19 protein-coding genes are annotated in these 17,130 nt (G+C 64.1%); 6 read left to right on the forward strand and 13 right to left on the reverse strand.

The features are described 5' to 3' along the window. Positions 1-7 precede the first annotated feature (7 nt). The 3 genes from groL to ftsH all read right to left on the reverse strand — a co-directional run bounded on the left by groL (position 8) and on the right by ftsH (position 4,986). Positions 8-1,645 (reverse strand): chaperonin GroEL, encoded by a 1,638-nt coding sequence (groL, locus tag IPF36_RS20245; protein ID WP_133092794.1) that lies wholly within the window; start codon positions 1,643-1,645, stop codon positions 8-10. Between the two features lie 120 nt (positions 1,646-1,765). Beyond that, positions 1,766-3,079, reverse strand: a complete 1,314-nt coding sequence (locus tag IPF36_RS20250) for an erythromycin esterase family protein (RefSeq protein WP_195429801.1) — start codon at positions 3,077-3,079, stop codon at positions 1,766-1,768. 17 nt (positions 3,080-3,096) lie between these two features. After that, the gene (gene ftsH, locus IPF36_RS20255; protein WP_133092792.1) at positions 3,097-4,986 is read right to left on the reverse strand and encodes an ATP-dependent zinc metalloprotease FtsH; all 1,890 of its coding nucleotides are present in this window, start codon (positions 4,984-4,986) and stop codon (positions 3,097-3,099) included. Positions 4,987-5,435: 449 nt separating this feature from the next. On the opposite strand from ftsH, the gene IPF36_RS20260 reads away from it, so the two are divergent. From IPF36_RS20260 to IPF36_RS20280, 5 genes are all read left to right on the forward strand, one after another. Then, positions 5,436-5,588, forward strand: a complete 153-nt coding sequence (locus IPF36_RS20260; RefSeq protein WP_165971417.1) for a hypothetical protein — start codon at positions 5,436-5,438, stop codon at positions 5,586-5,588. A 293-nt stretch (positions 5,589-5,881) separates the two neighbouring features. Then, positions 5,882-6,043: a hypothetical protein gene (locus IPF36_RS20265; RefSeq protein WP_255519847.1), complete on the forward strand. Its 162-nt coding sequence runs from the start codon at positions 5,882-5,884 to the stop codon at positions 6,041-6,043. A 39-nt stretch (positions 6,044-6,082) separates the two neighbouring features. Beyond that, on the forward strand, positions 6,083-6,769 hold the full coding sequence (locus IPF36_RS20270; RefSeq protein WP_133092790.1) for a dienelactone hydrolase family protein: 687 nt from the start codon (positions 6,083-6,085) through the stop codon (positions 6,767-6,769). A 50-nt stretch (positions 6,770-6,819) separates the two neighbouring features. Then, positions 6,820-7,152 (forward strand): YqjD family protein, encoded by a 333-nt coding sequence (locus tag IPF36_RS20275; RefSeq protein WP_195429803.1) that lies wholly within the window; start codon positions 6,820-6,822, stop codon positions 7,150-7,152. 332 nt (positions 7,153-7,484) lie between these two features. Then, entirely contained in the window at positions 7,485-7,853 is a 369-nt protein-coding gene (locus IPF36_RS20280; RefSeq protein WP_133092788.1) for a TraR/DksA C4-type zinc finger protein, read from the forward strand. A gap of 129 nt (positions 7,854-7,982) precedes the next feature. On the opposite strand, the gene IPF36_RS20285 is transcribed toward IPF36_RS20280, so the two are convergent. The 6 genes from IPF36_RS20285 to IPF36_RS20310 all read right to left on the reverse strand — a co-directional run bounded on the left by IPF36_RS20285 (position 7,983) and on the right by IPF36_RS20310 (position 12,781). Next, positions 7,983-9,515 carry a bifunctional aminoglycoside phosphotransferase/ATP-binding protein gene (locus IPF36_RS20285; RefSeq protein ID WP_195429805.1) on the reverse strand — a complete coding sequence of 511 codons (1,533 nt, stop codon included), beginning with the start codon at positions 9,513-9,515 and terminating at the stop codon, positions 7,983-7,985. A gap of 95 nt (positions 9,516-9,610) precedes the next feature. Continuing rightward, positions 9,611-10,099: a lecithin retinol acyltransferase family protein gene (locus IPF36_RS20290; RefSeq protein WP_195429807.1), complete on the reverse strand. Its 489-nt coding sequence runs from the start codon at positions 10,097-10,099 to the stop codon at positions 9,611-9,613. 655 nt (positions 10,100-10,754) lie between these two features. Next, positions 10,755-11,345, reverse strand: coding sequence for a hypothetical protein (locus IPF36_RS20295; protein WP_195429809.1), 591 nt, complete (start codon positions 11,343-11,345; stop codon positions 10,755-10,757). Between the two features lie 236 nt (positions 11,346-11,581). Beyond that, positions 11,582-12,013, reverse strand: coding sequence for a DUF6691 family protein (locus tag IPF36_RS20300; protein WP_133092783.1), 432 nt, complete (start codon positions 12,011-12,013; stop codon positions 11,582-11,584). 1 nt (position 12,014) lies between these two features. After that, the gene (locus tag IPF36_RS20305) at positions 12,015-12,449 is read right to left on the reverse strand and encodes a YeeE/YedE family protein (protein WP_133092782.1); all 435 of its coding nucleotides are present in this window, start codon (positions 12,447-12,449) and stop codon (positions 12,015-12,017) included. Continuing rightward, the gene (locus tag IPF36_RS20310; RefSeq protein WP_133092781.1) at positions 12,443-12,781 is read right to left on the reverse strand and encodes a metalloregulator ArsR/SmtB family transcription factor; all 339 of its coding nucleotides are present in this window, start codon (positions 12,779-12,781) and stop codon (positions 12,443-12,445) included. The genes IPF36_RS20305 and IPF36_RS20310 overlap by 7 nt, the downstream gene beginning before the upstream one ends. A gap of 84 nt (positions 12,782-12,865) precedes the next feature. Between IPF36_RS20310 and IPF36_RS20315 the strand changes: the two genes are divergently transcribed. Next, the gene (locus tag IPF36_RS20315; RefSeq protein WP_195429811.1) at positions 12,866-13,726 is read left to right on the forward strand and encodes an MBL fold metallo-hydrolase; all 861 of its coding nucleotides are present in this window, start codon (positions 12,866-12,868) and stop codon (positions 13,724-13,726) included. Between the two features lie 153 nt (positions 13,727-13,879). Here the strand turns inward: IPF36_RS20315 and IPF36_RS20320 are convergent, their stop codons facing one another. From IPF36_RS20320 to IPF36_RS20335, 4 genes are all read right to left on the reverse strand, one after another. Continuing rightward, positions 13,880-14,146 (reverse strand): DUF5676 family membrane protein, encoded by a 267-nt coding sequence (locus IPF36_RS20320; protein WP_133092779.1) that lies wholly within the window; start codon positions 14,144-14,146, stop codon positions 13,880-13,882. A 36-nt stretch (positions 14,147-14,182) separates the two neighbouring features. Continuing rightward, positions 14,183-14,851, reverse strand: coding sequence for an isoprenylcysteine carboxylmethyltransferase family protein (locus IPF36_RS20325; protein ID WP_133092992.1), 669 nt, complete (start codon positions 14,849-14,851; stop codon positions 14,183-14,185). A gap of 57 nt (positions 14,852-14,908) precedes the next feature. Then, positions 14,909-15,238 carry a YHS domain-containing protein gene (locus IPF36_RS20330; protein ID WP_195429812.1) on the reverse strand — a complete coding sequence of 110 codons (330 nt, stop codon included), beginning with the start codon at positions 15,236-15,238 and terminating at the stop codon, positions 14,909-14,911. Positions 15,239-15,473: 235 nt separating this feature from the next. Continuing rightward, positions 15,474-16,658 carry a methionine adenosyltransferase gene (locus IPF36_RS20335; protein ID WP_195429814.1) on the reverse strand — a complete coding sequence of 395 codons (1,185 nt, stop codon included), beginning with the start codon at positions 16,656-16,658 and terminating at the stop codon, positions 15,474-15,476. Positions 16,659-17,130 lie beyond the last annotated feature (472 nt).

Below are 17,130 nucleotides of genomic sequence, written 5' to 3' on the forward strand. Positions count from 1 at the left end.
GCATTGCTCAATAATCTTCGCCGAACATGGATGACCCCGGGCGCGTGCCGGCATCGCCGTGGCCGGCAGGGCTGCGCTGGATCGCGATCATGCAGTCCGTCGTCAGCAGCAGGGAGGCGATCGAGACGGCATTCTGCAGGGCCGTGCGCACCACCTTGACGGGGTCGATCACGCCCAGTTCGAGCATGTCGCCATAGCGCTCGGTGCCGGCGTCGTAGCCGAGCGTTCCCGAGCCGGCGCACACCTGGTGCACCACGGCGTCGGCATCCGCACCGGCGTTGGCGGCGATCTGCCGCATCGGCGCGGCCAGTGCCGCGTGGACGATGTGGCCGCCGGCGGCCTGCTCGGGATTCGGCGCCTGCCAGGCCTCAAGGGCGGCGCGGGCGCGCAGTAGCGCCACGCCACCGCCTGCGACGATGCCCTCGTCCACCGCGGCTCGGGTGGCGTGCAACGCATCCTGGAAGCGGTTCTTGCGCTCGTGCAGCGCGCTCTCCGTCGCCGCGCCCACCTTGATCACGGCTACGCCGCCGGCAAGCCGGGCCAGGCGCCGCTGCAGGGCCTCGCGCTCATAGTCCGAGCGCACCTCGTCCAGGCGCAGGCGCAGGGCGGCAACGCGCTCGGCCACGCGCGGCCGTTCGTCACCGGAGGCGATCAGGATGGTGGTGTCCTTGTTGACCTCCACGCGGCGGGCCTCGCCAAGCTGTTCCAGGGTGACGTGCTCGAGCGAGATGCCGGCCTGCGGCGAGACCACGGTAGCGCCGGTCAGCGCGGCCAGGTCGCCCAGCTGCTCGGTACGCGAGTCGCCGAAACCCGGAGACTTGACCGCGCAACTCTTCAGCGCGCCGCGCAGGTTGTTGACCACGAGCGTGGCCAGCGCCTCACCCTCCACGTCGTTGGCGATGAGCAGCAAGGGCCGGCCGGCGCGGCTCACGGCTTCCAGGACCGGCAGCAGTTGCGCGATCGCGGCAATGTTCGCGTCACACAGCAGCACCAATGGTGACTCCAGCACGACGGCACGGCTCTCGTTGGTCGCGAACAAGGGCGAGAGGTAGCCACGATCGATCAGCGCGCCGTCGGCGATGTCGAGTGCGTCGTCCAGCTTCGAGCCATCCTCCACGCTGATCGCACCGTCCTTGCCGACCCGCTCGACAGCCTGGGCCACCAGCGTGCCGACAGTCTGGTCGCCGCTGGCCGAGATCGTGGCGATCTGGCGCATCTCGTCGGTACTGCCACACGGCCGGGCACTCTCCAGCAAGGCGCTGGCGACCAGCTTGCCGGCGGCCTCGATGCCGCGCTTGAGCTGCATGGGATCGTGACCGGCTTCGACGTACTTCACGCCTTCGGCCACGATCGCGTGGGCCAGCGTGGTGGCGGTCGTGGTGCCGTCGCCAGCGATCTCGCTGGTGCGCACTGCGGCCTCGCAGAGCAGGCGGGCGCCCATGTCGGCGAAAGGATTGGCCAGCGTCACCGACTTCGCCACGACCACGCCGGAATTGGCGACCAGCGGCACCATGTCGGGCCGCTCCACGATCACGTTGCGGCCACCTGGACCCAGCGTCACCTTCACAGCGTGGGCCAGTTGTTCCACGCCGCTCAGCATCATGCGGCGCGCGTCCTGGTGGAAGATGAGTGTTCTGGCAGACATGACGATCTCCGCATTGACATGAGTGGTCTGGCTCGCTTTACGGTAGTTGGCGTGCCAGTCCGGACGTTGATGCAACGCAAGCGCCAGGCTCGCGGCCGCTGCCTGAAATAGGCGCGTGCTTCAGTCTGGCTGGTCGCTGTCCAGCACGGGCACGGGATGCCCTGGCTGCAACGGTTCCAGCGCGGTGGTCTCGTCCAGGTGGAAGAGGGCGTCAAACTGGCCGGCGATTGAAGCGTCGAAGTAGTGGCTGGCACGCTCCGTGCGCGGCAGATAGAGCACGCCGATGGCGCGTTCCAGCATGACCTCGAAGAGCGCGTGGCTGGCCTGTGGCCCAAGCGGGAGGAAGAAGCGATCCAAGCCGGTGCTGTGGAAAAGTGCTTCCCAGCTGTCGTGCAGTGCCGGCACGACGGTTTTGTGTTCGGGGTCGCCGTCCCATCGAGAGGCGGCGCAGACGTGGCCGGCGTAGGTGGTAAAGCCGACCAGCAGCGCCTGCGTGCCGGCCTGCTGGCGTACCAGTTGGCCGAGGTTCCACTCGCCGCGCAGCTGCGATTCCGTGGCCCGCGCATCGCCGAGGTGGGAGTTGTGGGCCCAGACCACAATGCGCCCGTTGCCGCCGCGGCGCAGCCGGTAGGCGGCCAGCGAAAACAGCGTTTGCGCCATGTGCGCGTCGCGCAGGTTCCAGGTGCTGACACGGCGGCCGAACATCTCGCGGTAGTAGGCTTCCGCATTCACCACCACCGTCGCGTTGCGCTCCGCGAAGTAGTGCGAATCCATGGCCGCCAGGCCATTGCGGGAGATATAGGCGGCCTCGTCGGTACGCAGCTGCAGCAGCTGGCGGATGGCGCCGTCGCGCGCGGGCTCACGCAGCCCGGCGGCGGCCTGGTAGCCGTAGGCAGCTGGATCACGCACATGGTCGAGCGCGGCATAGTGCTGCCGGGCAGCCTCGGCCTGCAGCGGGTCGGCGCGCTCCAGATAGCGGATCACGGCCTCGGCTGAGCGATATAGGCTGTAGAGGTCGAGCCCATAGACACCGACCCGCCGCTCCGGCGGCAGGCTGGCATTGTGGCCGCGCAGCCATTCGATGAACGCCAGGAACTCCCGGTTGCGCCACATCCAGGACGGGAAACGCTCGAAATCGCTTAGGGCCTCCCCCGCGCTGTCATCGCCCTCGCCCTGCACGTAGCGGTTGACACGCCAGGCGTCTGGCCAGTCGCCTTCGATGGCGACGGCATCGAAGCCCTGGCCACGGACCAGCGCCTGCGTGATCTGCGCCCGCATCCGGTAGAACTCGGCCGTGCCGTGCGTGGCTTCGCCAAGCAATACGAAATCCTTCCCGCGGGCCATGACAAGCAGCGGATCGTAGTCGGAGGCATTGCCCTGCAGGCGTTGTGCGGCCTCCCGGACAGCAAGGAACGGGGTAAGCGGAGATGCCATGGGGACTCCTCGGGTGGCTACTGCATGACGGGTTCATCGTGTGGCGCCGTCGCACCTTCAGCCCGCATCAGGGCATCGAGCGCATGCCGCTCGACCACTTCATTTTCAAGCAGCAGCTGCGCCAGCCGGTCGAGGCGCGCACGCTGCCCGAGCAAGGTCTGGCGTGCCCGCTCGGCGGACTGGTCCAGCGTGAGCCGGATCTCTTCGTCGATGGCCTGCGCGGTGCGCTCGCTGTACTCGCGTTCCGGCCGCGACAGCGCGGCCGCGGAGGGCAGCAACGGGCTGCCGGCGCGCTCGTAACACGGCAGGCCGAGCGATTCGCTCATGCCGAACTGCGTGATCATCTGCCGCGCCATGTCGGTGGCCCGTTCCAGGTCGTTCTGCGCGCCGGTGGAAACGTCGTCGAAGACCATCTGTTCCGCCGCGCGCCCGCCAAGCAGCACATCCAGCCGGTCCAGCAATTCGCTGCGGCGTAGCAGGTAGCGGTCTTCGGTCGGGGTCTGCTGCGTGTAGCCGAGCGCCGCAACGCCGCGCGGAATGATGGAGATGCGCGAAACCCGGTCCGCATGCCGGCGGCATTCGGCCACCAGTGCATGCCCGGCCTCGTGGTAGGCAATGGTCTGTTTTTCCAGCGGGATCATGACCCGGTTGCGTTTTTCCAGCCCGCCGACAATGCGGTCGAGCGCCAGGTTGAAGTCTGCGTTGTCGACCGCCGGCTTGTCGTTGCGGGCGGCCAGCAGTGCCGCCTCGTTGACCAGGTTGGCGAGGTCGGCGCCGGCAAAGCCAGGCGTGCGCGCGGCCAGTTCCCGGAGATTGACTTCCGGAGCCAGCTTGACATGACGCACATGCACACCAAGGATCTGCTCGCGCCCTTTCAGGTCAGGGCGGTCCAGCACGATATGGCGATCAAAGCGCCCGGGCCGCAGCAGCGCGGCGTCGAGGATTTCCGGCCGGTTGGTGGCGGCCATGATGATCACGCCCTTGTTGGTGTCGAAGCCGTCCATCTGCACCAGCAACTGGTTGAGCGTCTGTTCGCGCTCATCCTGGCCGCCGGCCACATTGAGGGTGCGGGTCTTGCCCAACGCGTCCAGTTCGTCGATGAAGATGATGCACGGCGCCTTCTGCTCGGCCTGCGCGAACAGGTCGCGCACGCGTGCCGCGCCGACGCCGACGAACATTTCCACGAACTCGGCGCCGCTCATGCTGAAGAACGGCACCCCGGCCTCGCCGGCAACCGCCCGTGCCAGCAGGGTCTTGCCGGTGCCCGGGGCGCCCAGCAGCAGTACCCCCTTGGGAATCTTGCCGCCCAGGCGCCGGTACCGCCCGGGGTTCTTGAGAAAGTCCACCACTTCCATCAACTCGACCTTGGCTTCGTCGATGCCGGCCACGTCGGCGAAGCTCACTCCGGTCTCCTGCTGAAGATAGACCCGGGCCTTGCTCTTGCCGATCTCCATCAGCCCCCCAGCGGCATTCCCGATGCGCCGGAACAGCAGGCTCCAGATCGCGAAGAAGGCGAGGGCAGGCACGATCCAGGACAGCAGCGTGCCCAGCCATCGAGCATCGGGCTGCCCGGCATAGCGCACATGGGCCGCGTCCAGGTCGGCCAGCAGCCCGGGATCGCTGATGCGGGCCGTGGTGAAGGTCCGGTCGGGGCTGCCGCCGCGCTGTACCGCGGCCACCTGGTCGGCTGGCAGGATGGTCTCGACCCCGGCTGTCGCCAGCTTGCCGCTGATCGCCGTCTCGCCAACAGTAGCGCTGCGCACCTTGCCGGCCTTGAGCAAGGCCTTAAAGTCACTGTAGGCCAGGGAGGTAACGGTTTCCGTGGCGACGTAGAACTGGAGCGCCAGCGTCGTCAGGACAGCCGCGAGCAGGTACCAGAGCGAGAAATTCCGTTTGCTGCGTTCCATGGCCGAAGTCAGGTGGCGGTGGGCTGTCGGCGGCCGGGGATTCGCTGCGCCGAGGTGGCGCAGGTGGCGGATTGGCTGGCCGGCCGGCGAGTACTGCGGTGTGCGACGGCGGCGATGCGTCGCGAGTGGAAAAGATACGCGGCCGACTTGCGCAAGTAATGCTTCACATCAGCTTCCTGGATACCGGTGTCCGATGCCATCGTTCGGATCGTTGTGAGGGTTGTGCGTCATTCCAAGATAGCGGCGGGTCGGGGTTGGCCTTTGATCCGTATCAACGGCCACCGTCACCAACGATGGCGGTCTTTTCGGAAGCTCGCTGCAGGCGGCGGGCGGCATCCTTGATGTGCCGCAACCCACTGCTCGCACGGTCGTCCAGACTCCGGAGGAAAGAAAGCAGCCCCTGCAGGAGGGACAGCGGCTGTCGGATGGCAAAGGCTAGCGGAGTGCTGGTGAGCATCAACTCGGATGCGCATCGCGTGCGCGACTTCCAGAATTTGTCCCTAGGGCTGGCCCAGGCGCGGCGGGGCTGGCCGCAGGCCGACGACGTGCTCAATGCCCGTCCGCTGCCGGAACTATGCAGCTTGCTGCGGCGGACCATGTAGCCAGCAACCTCGCAGATGTCTGACCATTGTTTGATCCAGCCCAAGTTGATAGCCGCACAGGCGAATAGCTTTAACTGTGGGGGCGCGTCGGGCTTTACCGGAATGGTGAGGGGCGCCGCAGACGCGCCGCAGCGCGCCGGCGACCGGCGTGCGTGACCGGCGTGCGTTGTCCATAACCGACGAGGCATCAAGATGAAAGTCCGAGCGCAGTCAATCAAGGTCAGGCCGGGATTCTGGCACTGATACGACACCGCGAAGCCCAACTGCGCGCACAGCATCCGATGGAGCGCGTGATGGCAATCGATTCGGGAGAACAGGGCACGGTGGTTACCACGACCGGGCTGCACCTGGCGCGGGACATCGGCAACGCCATCCACCATGCCTACCGCGGAACACTCACGATCGATTACGGCAACGCCGAGACCGAGCTGAACGTGCACTGGCACAGGGCGTGACGGCGGCGAGGTCACAGGCAAGATCGGGAAGGGGAGTTCATGGGGCACATTACCAACGAACAGGTGCGGATCCATATCGGCGATATCGCGTTGCCGGGCGACCTTGCCGTGCCCGAAGTTGCATCCGGTCTGGTCCTGTTTGCACATGGAAGCGGCAATTCGCGCCACAGTGCGCGCAATCGCGAAGTCGCATCGATGCTGAACGGGATGGGCCTGGGCACGCTACTGTTTGACCTGCTGACGGCCGACGAGGACGTCGGGATGTCGAAGCGGTTCGACATCGCCCTGCTTGGCGAGCGGCTCAAGGCTGCCACGGTGTCTGTGGCGCACCTGACGCGCGAGCGCCACCTGCGCCTCGGGTATTTCGGCGCCAGCACGGGAGCTGCCGCGGCCATCCGTGCCGCCGTGGACTCACCGCCGCATATGCGGATCGACGCGGTGGTATCGCGCGGCGGCCGCGTCGACCTGGCCGGCCATGAGGCACTATGCCAGTTGCGTGCGCCGACGCTGATGATCGTGGGGGAAGCGGATCCTGAGGTACTCAAACTCAACGCGCGCGCCACCGCCTGGATGCCCTGCGAGAAGCGGCTGGAGGTGATTCCCGGCGCCACTCATCTGTTCGAGGGGCCAGGCGCGCTGGAACAGGTCGGCAAGCTAGCGGGCAAATGGTTCTGCCAGCATTTTGCAGCGGCAACGCAGCCCGCGCCGCACGGCCACGCCGGCTAAGCATGGTGCCGTGTGATGCACGGCGATGACTCAGTGAAAAGGAGAATGACATGAACGATACTCGCGCCGCGCTCTTGCTGCACAAGGAGGTACTGGCCCGTGATGCCAATACGCTGCTGGCCGATGTACAGGCATTGTTGAGGGATGTTGCCGACGAAGCCAGCGAGGAGACCGCCGCGGCACGTGCGCAGCTGGGCGCACGCCTGCACGCGCTCCAGGGGCGTCTGGCCGAGCAACGCGAGGCGGCACGGACGCGTGTCTCGCGATGGGCCGACACCACGGATTGCTATGTTCACGCGCATCCTTGGGAGAGCATCGGCTCCGTCGCCGCGGTCGCAGCCGTGGCCGGTGCACTGGTCGCGCTGGCCGTCACGCGCCAATAGCGGCGGGCGCGCAAGGATGCCTGCATGGACACCACCGTATTCGCCATGCCGGGCAAACAGCCTGCGGCGATCGCAGCCTGCCTGCCCGGCCAGCGGGGCGAGGCCGAGATCCGGCATCTTCCTGAAGGCGAGTCCTACATCAGACTGCTGCGACCTGCGTCGGCGTCCACGCATTGTTCTCGGACACCGCCTGCGCTGACCTGCAAGCGGCAGCAGCGGACATCGTCACGCGCGACACCGTTACACCCCATCCAATCGCATTCCCGCTGCAGAATGCCTGGCAGCCGGCATCCGGAAGTACTCCAAGCGCCAGCGGGGAAAGGAAGTCCCTCATGACCAATCTTACAGCACAGCAATCCGCTTCACTGGTGGCGCAGCTTGATGCGGAAGAAGCGAGCATCCGAGCGGCTGTCGGCTCCGCCGACACGCCGATGACGCCAATGGCACAGCGAGAGGCGCGGGACGAGGGGGACCTTGCCGACGACGAAATCAACCAGCGGCAGGACGATGCGATGCTGGACCATTACCGCATGCAGTTGGCCGACATCTCCGCCGCGCGGACGCGGATGCAGCACGGCCAATATGGCACCTGCATCGATTGCCAGCAGCCGATCCCGTTCTCGCGCCTGCAAGCATATCCGACCGCGAAGCGCTGTACGGCATGTCAGCGCCGGCACGAGCAGCTTTATGCAGACCGTTGACAGATGCCGGCGGCAGGCCGCCGGGTGCAACTGAGCGCCCCGCGGCCCGCGCGTTTCAGCGCCAGGCCATAGCGGATTGAGTCGCGGCGGTAAAGGCGAGGCCGGCGCACAACGCGACGTTGGCGTCGATCACCGCCTCAGCCCGGTTGCGGCGAGGCTTACAAGGCTGCCCGGCGAGGCGACGCAGGCAAGCTCGCCTTCGGTCAACGGCTCCTGGACACGCATCTGCCACGCCAGCACGCGGTCGTCGGCATCCGACGGGTCCCCGCCTGCCCGGGCACGGGCGGCGATGCGGGCGCGCAGCGTCTCAGGGGTGGCTTCGCAGGTGACGATGGCGAAGGGGACACCAAGGCGGAGGGCCTGGGCCGCAAAGCGCTCGCGCTCGGCGCGGACCAGAAAGGTGGCGTCGGCAATCATCGGGAAACCGGCACGGCAGCCGAGCCGGCAGACGGCGAGCAGGCGTCGGTAGGTCCGCGCCGTTTCGCTGGAGGCATACCAACCACTCGCCGGCGCAACGCCGCGGTGCAAGCCCTTGCGTATGGCGTCGGAGCGCACGCGTACCATCGCTGCGGCCTCGCTCATCTGCCCTGCCACCGTGGACTTGCCGCTGCCGGACAGGCCATGCATCAGCACCATCGACCCGCGACGGCGGTTGAGGCACTGCCATGCCAGCGCCAGCAGCCTGCCTGCCTCGGACTGAGCCGGTGCCATGGACGCGCCTGCCGCGTGCTGCTGGCGGGCGTGCTCCAGCAGCACGCGGGCGCGCACCAGGGCCCGCATGGCGAGATAGAAGGGCAACACGGCCAGCGCGCCGTAGTCTTCCGATTGTTCCAGGTAGCCGTTGAGCAGCCGGTAAGCCAGCGCCGGTCGGCCGTGGTGCAGCAGGTCCATGACAGGGAAGGCCAGATCGCTGATGGTGTCGGTCCAGCGCAGCGCGGCGTCGAACTCCAGGCAGTCGAATGGCGTCGGCACGCCGTTCATCAGGACGATGTTGCCCAGATGCAGGTCGCCATGGCACTCGCGCACATGGCCGTGGCACAGGCGTGCCCGGAACGCGCCGGCTAGCCGGATGGCCTCGCTGCGCGCCCGCTGGGCCACGCGGCTGGCCAGATGCGTAGCCTGCACGATTCGTCCGATGCCGCGCAGGCACTCCGCGAGTGTCGCGTCGATGCGGGCCGGCGTGCCAAAGCCATCGGAATAGGCTGCCGGGGGCTGCGCCCGGTGAAAGGCAGCAATGCTGCGCGCCAGCGCATCGATATGGGTCGGCTCCAGCCGGTTTGCAGCGATTCTTGCGCTCAGCAGGTCCTGTTGGTCGAAGCGCCGCATCCGGAGCGCATGTTCGATCGGAATGCCGCTGCCGCCGATGCGCACCGAGCCGGGCGCGGGGGCCGGCACGATTGGCACCACATCCAGGTAAAGGTCGGGTGCGAACCGGCGATTCAGGCGCAACTCGGTTTCACAGTCGTCGCGGCGTGCCTGCGCGGTGGAGAAGTCGACAAAGTCGAACCGCACCGGCTTGCGTATCTTGTAGGCAAAGTCCCCGGCCAGAAAGACACGCGAGATATGCGTCTCGATGACCTGCACTGCCGGCGCCAGATGGGGATAGGCGTCCGGCTTCTGCAAGGCGGCCGTCAATGCCGCGTCGTCCCATTGACTCTCCATGTCCCTTGCCGCCTGCTCCCTTGCGCTGTTGTGCCTTGCTTCTCATTGCAGCCGCGGCAATGCAAACCGTGACTACCCGTTCGCCCCGCTGCGCCCTAGGCTGTCACGCGTGCGGCCAGATCCTGACCCAGGATACCTGCCGCGCTACAAAGTACGCCCACGATAGCCTGCAGCGCGCGCCACGGGTGACTCAGCAGCGCCTCCACCTGCTCGCTGCGGCTCTCGCCAGACAGGCACCACCTGCAGAAGTGCTCGCAGTTGTTGGTGAGAATGCGGTAATCGTCCTCCCCGAGCCGCGCAGTCGCGCGCCGCCGTACGATCTCCGCCTCGATGTACCTGGCTTGCGTGGCCGGCTCGACGCGAAAGCCGCGGCCGTCGGCAAAGCCGGCGAGGGACGTCTTTTCCACCGGGCCGCAACGCAGGAAGCTTTTGAATCCGACATAGTGCACCACCTCGCCGTTGCCGACATAGATGCCGTGATGGACATAGCCACGGCGGTCCGTCTTCAGGTGTGCGCCAAGTGGAATGTCCGCCGCGATTGCCGTAATGCGCGGTGCATGTCCGATGGGGAGATCGTCGCTCATCGCCTTTCTCCTTGTCGCCCTTGTTGCGCTGGTCGCTCCTGCCGCGTTGGGCCCGGATTCTCGCTCCTGCCGGCAAGCAACACTGACGCGCTGACCTGTCTTGCTGCCGATTTCCGGCAACCGTCTGCCTTCGTGTATGCCTGCAGTATCGTTGCCGCCCGGCGATGCCGAAATCAGCCGGATCCGAAAAACGTGTCGGCTTGGTGCCATGCGCCTTGTGCGTGTATCAGGAGGGCGCTTGTACGTCGTGCGCACCGCGCTGTCAGCGGAATCTGACATGCGCGCGGCGGAATAGCCCAAGATCCCCAGCCGTTGTGCAGAGGAGGAGCAGCCACCCTGCGCTGGGCTTTTGCCGACCGGTGCTGACTTCGGCGGTGATTTTGCCTTCAGGACACGAGGGAGCTCGATTTCAACGGGCAAGCCGCTATCGGTTCAGGACCACTGAGCTATGAAGCTCAGCGTGGCATGTACTTGCACCCGACCTACGCGCCAAGCCGCAGCGCGAGCCACTTTGCGTGCTGGGCGCATGTAATGTGGACCCGCGAGAAGTGGGACAAATTCGGCAAGCGCGGCGAGCCCAAGGAAAGCCTGCAACCTGGCGGCTGAACAAGTCAGTGACGGCGGCCAGGTTGCCCCCCCCTTACGGCTAGACTCATTAGCCGCCTGGCGACATCATTCCACCCATTCCCCTCCCCGGACCCCTCCCCGGACCCATGCCCGGACCCATGCCCGGACCCATGCCCGGACCCATGCCCGGACCCATGCCCGGACCCATGCCCGGACCCATGCCCTGGTCGCTGGCCATCGTCTGCATCATTTCCTGCATGAGCGCCATGTGACTACCTGCCATATCCCGGCACATCTGCATTTGATTTGATGGGGCGTTTCCCTTGGCGGCTCCTTTGCCGGCAGCCATACGACCAGGGCCGCCCATTTTCATCATGTCCTGTTGCATGATGGCCATTGCATCCTGCATGACCTGATGGCGTTCAACCAAGAGGGCCTGGCGCTCTTCCGGCGTTTTGGCCCGCGAAAGCCGCTCCCTGATGGCACGCAGGTGGGCAACCTGGGCATCCAGCCTTGCGTCACTGGACACTCCTGGGGCTACGACCGGAGGCTTATCTTGCCGATTTTCGGGATGCTCATGCTCCGTGCCGGTAGCCGGCGACGCCGGGAAAGCTGTTGTCGCCCAAGCGAGCGCAATGGCCGCAGTGATCAGGGTAGAGAGGCGATGAATATTGGACATGATGAAAATCCTCCTATGAAAACATGACAATTCCTTCTCTAAGCTATGCGGCAGTCATGGATTTGATTTGATTGGAATCAACGAAGCGTTTGGTGCACGGGATGTTCAGTCCCTTCGATGTGCCGGTCTGCGCGCCGGAGCAATCGGCGCAGACCTTTTTCTGATGCCATCTGCAGCGGTGCCCGGATGTGCCAGCAGCCATGCTGCTGCCAATGAATTCACCACGCGTGCTGTGCTTAGACGCGCTGCATGCTCGATTTCGTCCGCTCGACGAGTTCGAAGACGGCCATGCCAGCCGCCATGGCCGCCACAAAGCCGACGGCCTTCGGATAGCCCGCGCCTAGGGCCACTAGCGCGGGGCCAGGACAGAAGCCGGCCAGACCCCAGCCGACACCGAAGGCGGCGCTTCCCAGTACCAGCCGAAGCGTCAGGGTCGTGCTGGCCGGCAGTTGCACAGGCAGCCCAAGGAAGGAGCGATTGCGGTGCTTGGCGATGAGGACGGCGAGCGAGCCAATGGCGATGGCACCGATCATCACAAAAGCGAGGGAGGGGTCCCACGTTCCTGCAAGGTCAAGAAAATCCAGCACCTTGGCCGGGTTGGCCATGCCGGAGATCATCAGGCCAATGCCGAATAGCAGGCCTGCCAGGAGTGCAGTAATGGCGGTCATATCAGCCTCCAATCAAGTGCCGTTGCACGAAGACGGTCAGAAATCCCGCCATCATGAAGGTCAGGGTGGCGACCAGCGAGCGGATGGAACCGCGCGAGATGCCGCACACGCCATGACCGCTGGTGCAGCCGCTGGCGTAGCGAGTGCCAAGGCCTACCATGAAGCCGGCGACCAGGATTTCGCCCCAGCTTGCCTGGATATCCGCAACGGCCGGCTTGCCGAGCAGGCTCGCAATGACAGGAGCGCCAGCCAGGCCGGCAAGGAAGGCCAGGCGCCAGGCCATGTCCTTTCGAGGCAGGCTGAGCAGGCCGCCAAAGATGCCGCTGATGCCGGCAATGCGACCGTTGAACAGCAGCAGCACGGCGGCTGCCACACCGATGATGAGCCCGCCGACCAGTGACGGGCCGGGCGTGAAATTAGCGAGGTCAATCAGCATGTCGCCTCCTGATTGGGGTTGGCACAGAACTGTTCATAAAGGACCGCCATGACGGCAAGCGCCTGGGTGCTCGCCACCGAATAGAAGATGTTCTTGCCGTCACGGCGCGTCGCCACCAGGTTGTTCTCGCGCAACACGCCGAGCTGTTGAGACAGCGTCGGCTGCCTGATGCCGAGCTGCTCCTCCAGTTCACCGACAGATAGCTCGCCTTGGGACAGGCGGCACATCAGCATCAGGCGGTCGGGATTGGCTAGTACCTTGAGCAGGGAACAGGCGTTCGCCGCAGCAGCTTGCATGGTGGCGAGGTCTATGACGGAGTGAAGCTGATCCATAGGTTGTCCACACTTTGCCTATGTATAGTATATTGAAGAATATAATGTATGTGAATAGAGTGTACTGCATTTAAGGAGGCGAGCATGCACCCGACTATCCAGCCGTTCTTCGACCCGGCGACCTGGACTGTGACGTACGTGGTCTTTCAGGAGGGGCACCCCGAGTGCGCCATCATCGACTCGGTGCTGGACTACGACCCGAAGGCGGGGCGGACGTCGACGGCAAGTGCCGATAAGGTCGTTGCGTTTGTGCGCGCGAATGAGCTGCGAGTCGAGTGGATTCTCGAGACGCACGCGCATGCCGACCATTTGTCTGCCGCGCCCTATTTGAAGAAACACCTAGGTGGCCAGATAGCAATAGGCCAAAACATCCGCAACGTACAGGGGGTCTTCAAGAAGCTCTTCAACCTGGAGCCTGAGTTCCAGCTCGACGGATCGCAGTTCGACCACCTGTTTCACGACGGTGCGACGTTTGCCATCGGCGGCCTCACCGGCAGGGCGATTCACGTGCCAGGGCATACACCCGCCGACATGGCTTACCAGATTGGGGACGCGGTCTTTGTCGGCGATACGCTGTTCATGCCGGACGTCGGCACGGCTCGCTGCGATTTCCCGGGCGGCGACGCGCACGACTTGTATCGCTCCATCCGCAAGCTGCTGGACCTGCCGGGCAACACACGGCTGTTCATGTGCCACGACTATCCGCCCGAGGGGCGGGGGCCCGCATGGGAGACGACGGTGCACGCTCAGCGTGAAGGCAACATCCAGGTGCATGACGGCGTGAACGAGGAACAGTTCGTGGCCATGCGCCAGGCGCGCGATGCGACGCTGGCGATGCCGACGCTGCTTCTGCCGTCGGTGCAAGTCAATATCCGAGCCGGGAAGTTGCCGCCGCCCGATGCGAATGGCGTTCGCTATCTGAAAATCCCGCTTAACGTCCTCTGAGCCAGCTTAGTGACCGACCTGACCGATTCGTGGCGGATGAGAGTTGCGCCCTCCAATGGTGCTTTGAATTTTCCGGACCAAGAAAACTCGACGGCACCCCCTACTTCGCAGCTGGCCGCCGGCCCGGACGTGAAACGAGCTCGGAAAGAGCTGTCAGGTCTCTCCTTGAAGGCTGTTGTGTAACCATGCAAAGAAAGCGCCGGCAGCAAAGAACCACACTGCAAACACAAAGGCTGGATAGATGATGGACCACCAGGAAACCGGTTCGCCGGTCCGAAGGCGCCGGAAATCGAGGCCGTGAAAGAGCGCATTCATGAAATTCATGAAGGGCTCAGGAAGAACCATCCAAACGAGCGTGCATAGAACGTAGAACAGCACGACCGTGGCGGATAGCGTCACACCAGTCGTGAAGGGCTTCATGACAGCCTCCGGGTGCAAGGAAAATTACGGTTGAATTCAATGAGGACGACGCGCCTGAGGAACATCTCGGCCTGACATGTGTGGAATGAACGCTGGTGTTTTTTGACGATATTCCTCATAAGCCTGCCCGAACTCGGCCAATGCGTCCTGCTCCTCTGACTTAGCCAGTCGAACATACATCCAGACCAGGATGGGGAACATCACCAGGGTGACTATCGTCGGCCATTGCAGGAGAAAGCCGAACATAATCAGGACGAAAGCGACATACTGGGGATGCCTCATGCGCGCATAGAGGCCTGTGGTCGCCAGGCGGTGCTGCTGCTGGGCCAGGTACAGAATGCGCCAAGCGGAAGACAGCATGATGAATCCGCCAAAAATCAAGATGTCGCTAGCGATGTGAAATGGCCCCAGGTGCGGGTTGCCGCTCCAGCCGAAAATCATCTCGGGAAGATGACCGGCATCATGAGAGAGAAAGTCGATTCCCGGGAACCTCGCCGCAAGCCACGGCAGCAGGAGATAGATGGTCAGCGGAATTCCATACATCTCCGTAAAGAGCGCCACAACGAATGCTGAGAACGCGCCAAACGAGCGCCAGTCGCGCTGGGTCTTCGGCCTGGTAAAGCTGAAGGCGAAGATGATGAAGACAGCGGAGTTGATAATGACCAGAGACCAGAGGCCGTAGCTGGATTGTGTTTCGGGTTGCATCATTGCTCTCCTTCGGGTTTCGTGTCCTTTGTGGAGCCATCCGGTCCGTGTCCGTGTCTATGACCACCGTGCATGAAGAGGCGTCGCCGCGGGGATAGGAGCGACGCCCGGTGGGCGGCCAGGACTGCTAGAGGAATCAGCCGAGCTAGGCCTACCAACGGCGTGAAGAATATATTTCGCCGGGTTGGCAAGGAAAGCCTGCTCACAGCGTGGGGAGCAGAACCAATATCGCTTCTGGTCGACTTCCGTGCTGGCAGCGGCCTTGTGAGGCGAAATCTCCATGCCACAGACTGGTTCGCGCACGATCTGCTGGCGGGCGGCTGGACCCGCGGTGGCAGTTGGAGCTGCCTCGGCGCCGGTGACGCCGTAATGCCCCCAGCATTCCATCCTCTCCTCGGGGCGACTAGGAGAACCTAACGCGCATAAATTACATTTTCATTCTGGGCGACCAGTCGACTTGCTTCTTGATTTGGATCAAGCATTCATTGGTGGTGGGGCGAGCGGGGGTAGCAGTTCTGCTAATGGATGTCGAACGCCACATATGCAGGCACTGAAGGCTGCGGAAGCCGCTCGGCCCGCTGATGCCGGCGCCGAGGTTGCTCGGCTTCCCAATATTCCGGGCCTAGAAAACCGCTACCGAGCCATTGACCAGCTCATTGACCAAGGCAGGAAGCTCCGCCAGCTGTTGCGACACCAGTTCACGAACTTGTTGCGCCTGAGCGCTCGACAGGCCGCGCTCGGCCACGATATCAATGGCAACCAGTTGTGGCTGGTTGATGGGGCGTCCAATACCGGAGAGGAGCCGGACGGTGACTTCATCCGCGCCATCCACGCTTGCCTGAATACGAGTGGCTAGTCGATGGGCGAGCACGTTGTATAGTTTGCCCACATGTGACGCCGGGTTCTTGCCAGCTGCGGCCTCCAGCGACATTGGCCGATAGGGAGTAATCAGGCCATTGACCCGGTTACCGCGGCCAACCTGGCCGTCATCACCATGCTCAGCGCTTAAGCCCGTGACCGTCAGGTAAATCCCGCTTTCGTCGCAGGCATCCCTGCGATCGAGGGTATTGATTGCAATCTCACATTCAGCGCCGATGTGCTCGGCCAGATACGACCCAATTCGCCCCTTGAGGATGAAGTAGTCGTCGACGTCCTGGACGTATCGGTCGACAAACGCCAGGGCAAGCGTGAGACGGTGATGCTCACCCAGCCGACTCCCCATCACCTTGTAATCGAGGCCAGCCGCCTCAAACATTCCCCTGTCGGAACGTGAGCGCAGAAGGTCGGCAACCAGGAGCACCGCTCTCTCAAGTGATGAGTGTGGCGCATAGCCGACGCCAAAGGATGTGTCATTGGACAGCGGAAGAGACGCTGCATTGGCCACACGCCGAAGGTTCGGGGCTGAGGGGCGGAGGATGGGCTCGATGCCGATGTCATTGCCAATACCGCCCAAGGACATTGCCAGGTACTCGCGAATGGCCTGCTCGACAATTAGCTCGGCCTTGGCCGACGGGAGTTCGGTAACAGGGCCGGAAACTATCAACCGCGTTAGGCGCAGCACTTTGCCACCGCCGAACCTTGGCGCGCTTATGCCACCAATGAGTAGGGCCTTGTCCAGATTGAAGTGCTGGACTGCTCCATAGGCTTCGAGGTAGGCGCGGCACAAGGCGCGGGCCGCAGCTTCGACAGCCCCATCGCATAGGCTATCGGGATGGCCGATGCCCTTGTGCTCGCACATTTCCGTCGGCTCGCCTCGCCACGACGGCCGACTCGAGATGGAAATCGAAATGTTCTCCATAGTAGGCATCTCGAACCCCTTTCAGTCACCCTGCAACCATTCTATGTAGTGGCGCCAGGTAAAGTTGGGGTCGAGCCTAACCGCCAGGCAGATCCATTCGTGTTTGCAGCAGGGAGTGCGCACCGCTGAATCGACCATCGCATCTGTTGCCCTCTGGGCAAGCGGCTGATGAGGTGTTTCATCAACGATTCCGCTAGCGGCGCAGAGATGCGGCTTTCTTCACGCCTTGCCCCCGGCTAGCTAGTTCTCAATCGGGGTTTGGCTCCCTTTCCTTGCCGATTTCGCGAAGGCACAGCGTTATGGTCCGCCGCAACCTGCCACGGGTAACTGGCCGACATCGCCGCCGCGCGGGCGCGGATACAGCACGGCCAGTACGGCGTTCTTTGACCTACAGCAACTCGACTTCATGTCCGATGACTACGCTATGGAAGTGTAGGACGCAGATTGAACTTCTCAGACCTATGAAACCGAAGCGAGCGAC

This window comes from Cupriavidus sp. IK-TO18 (assembly GCF_015549295.1).
GTDB lineage: Bacteria > Pseudomonadota > Gammaproteobacteria > Burkholderiales > Burkholderiaceae > Cupriavidus > Cupriavidus oxalaticus_A.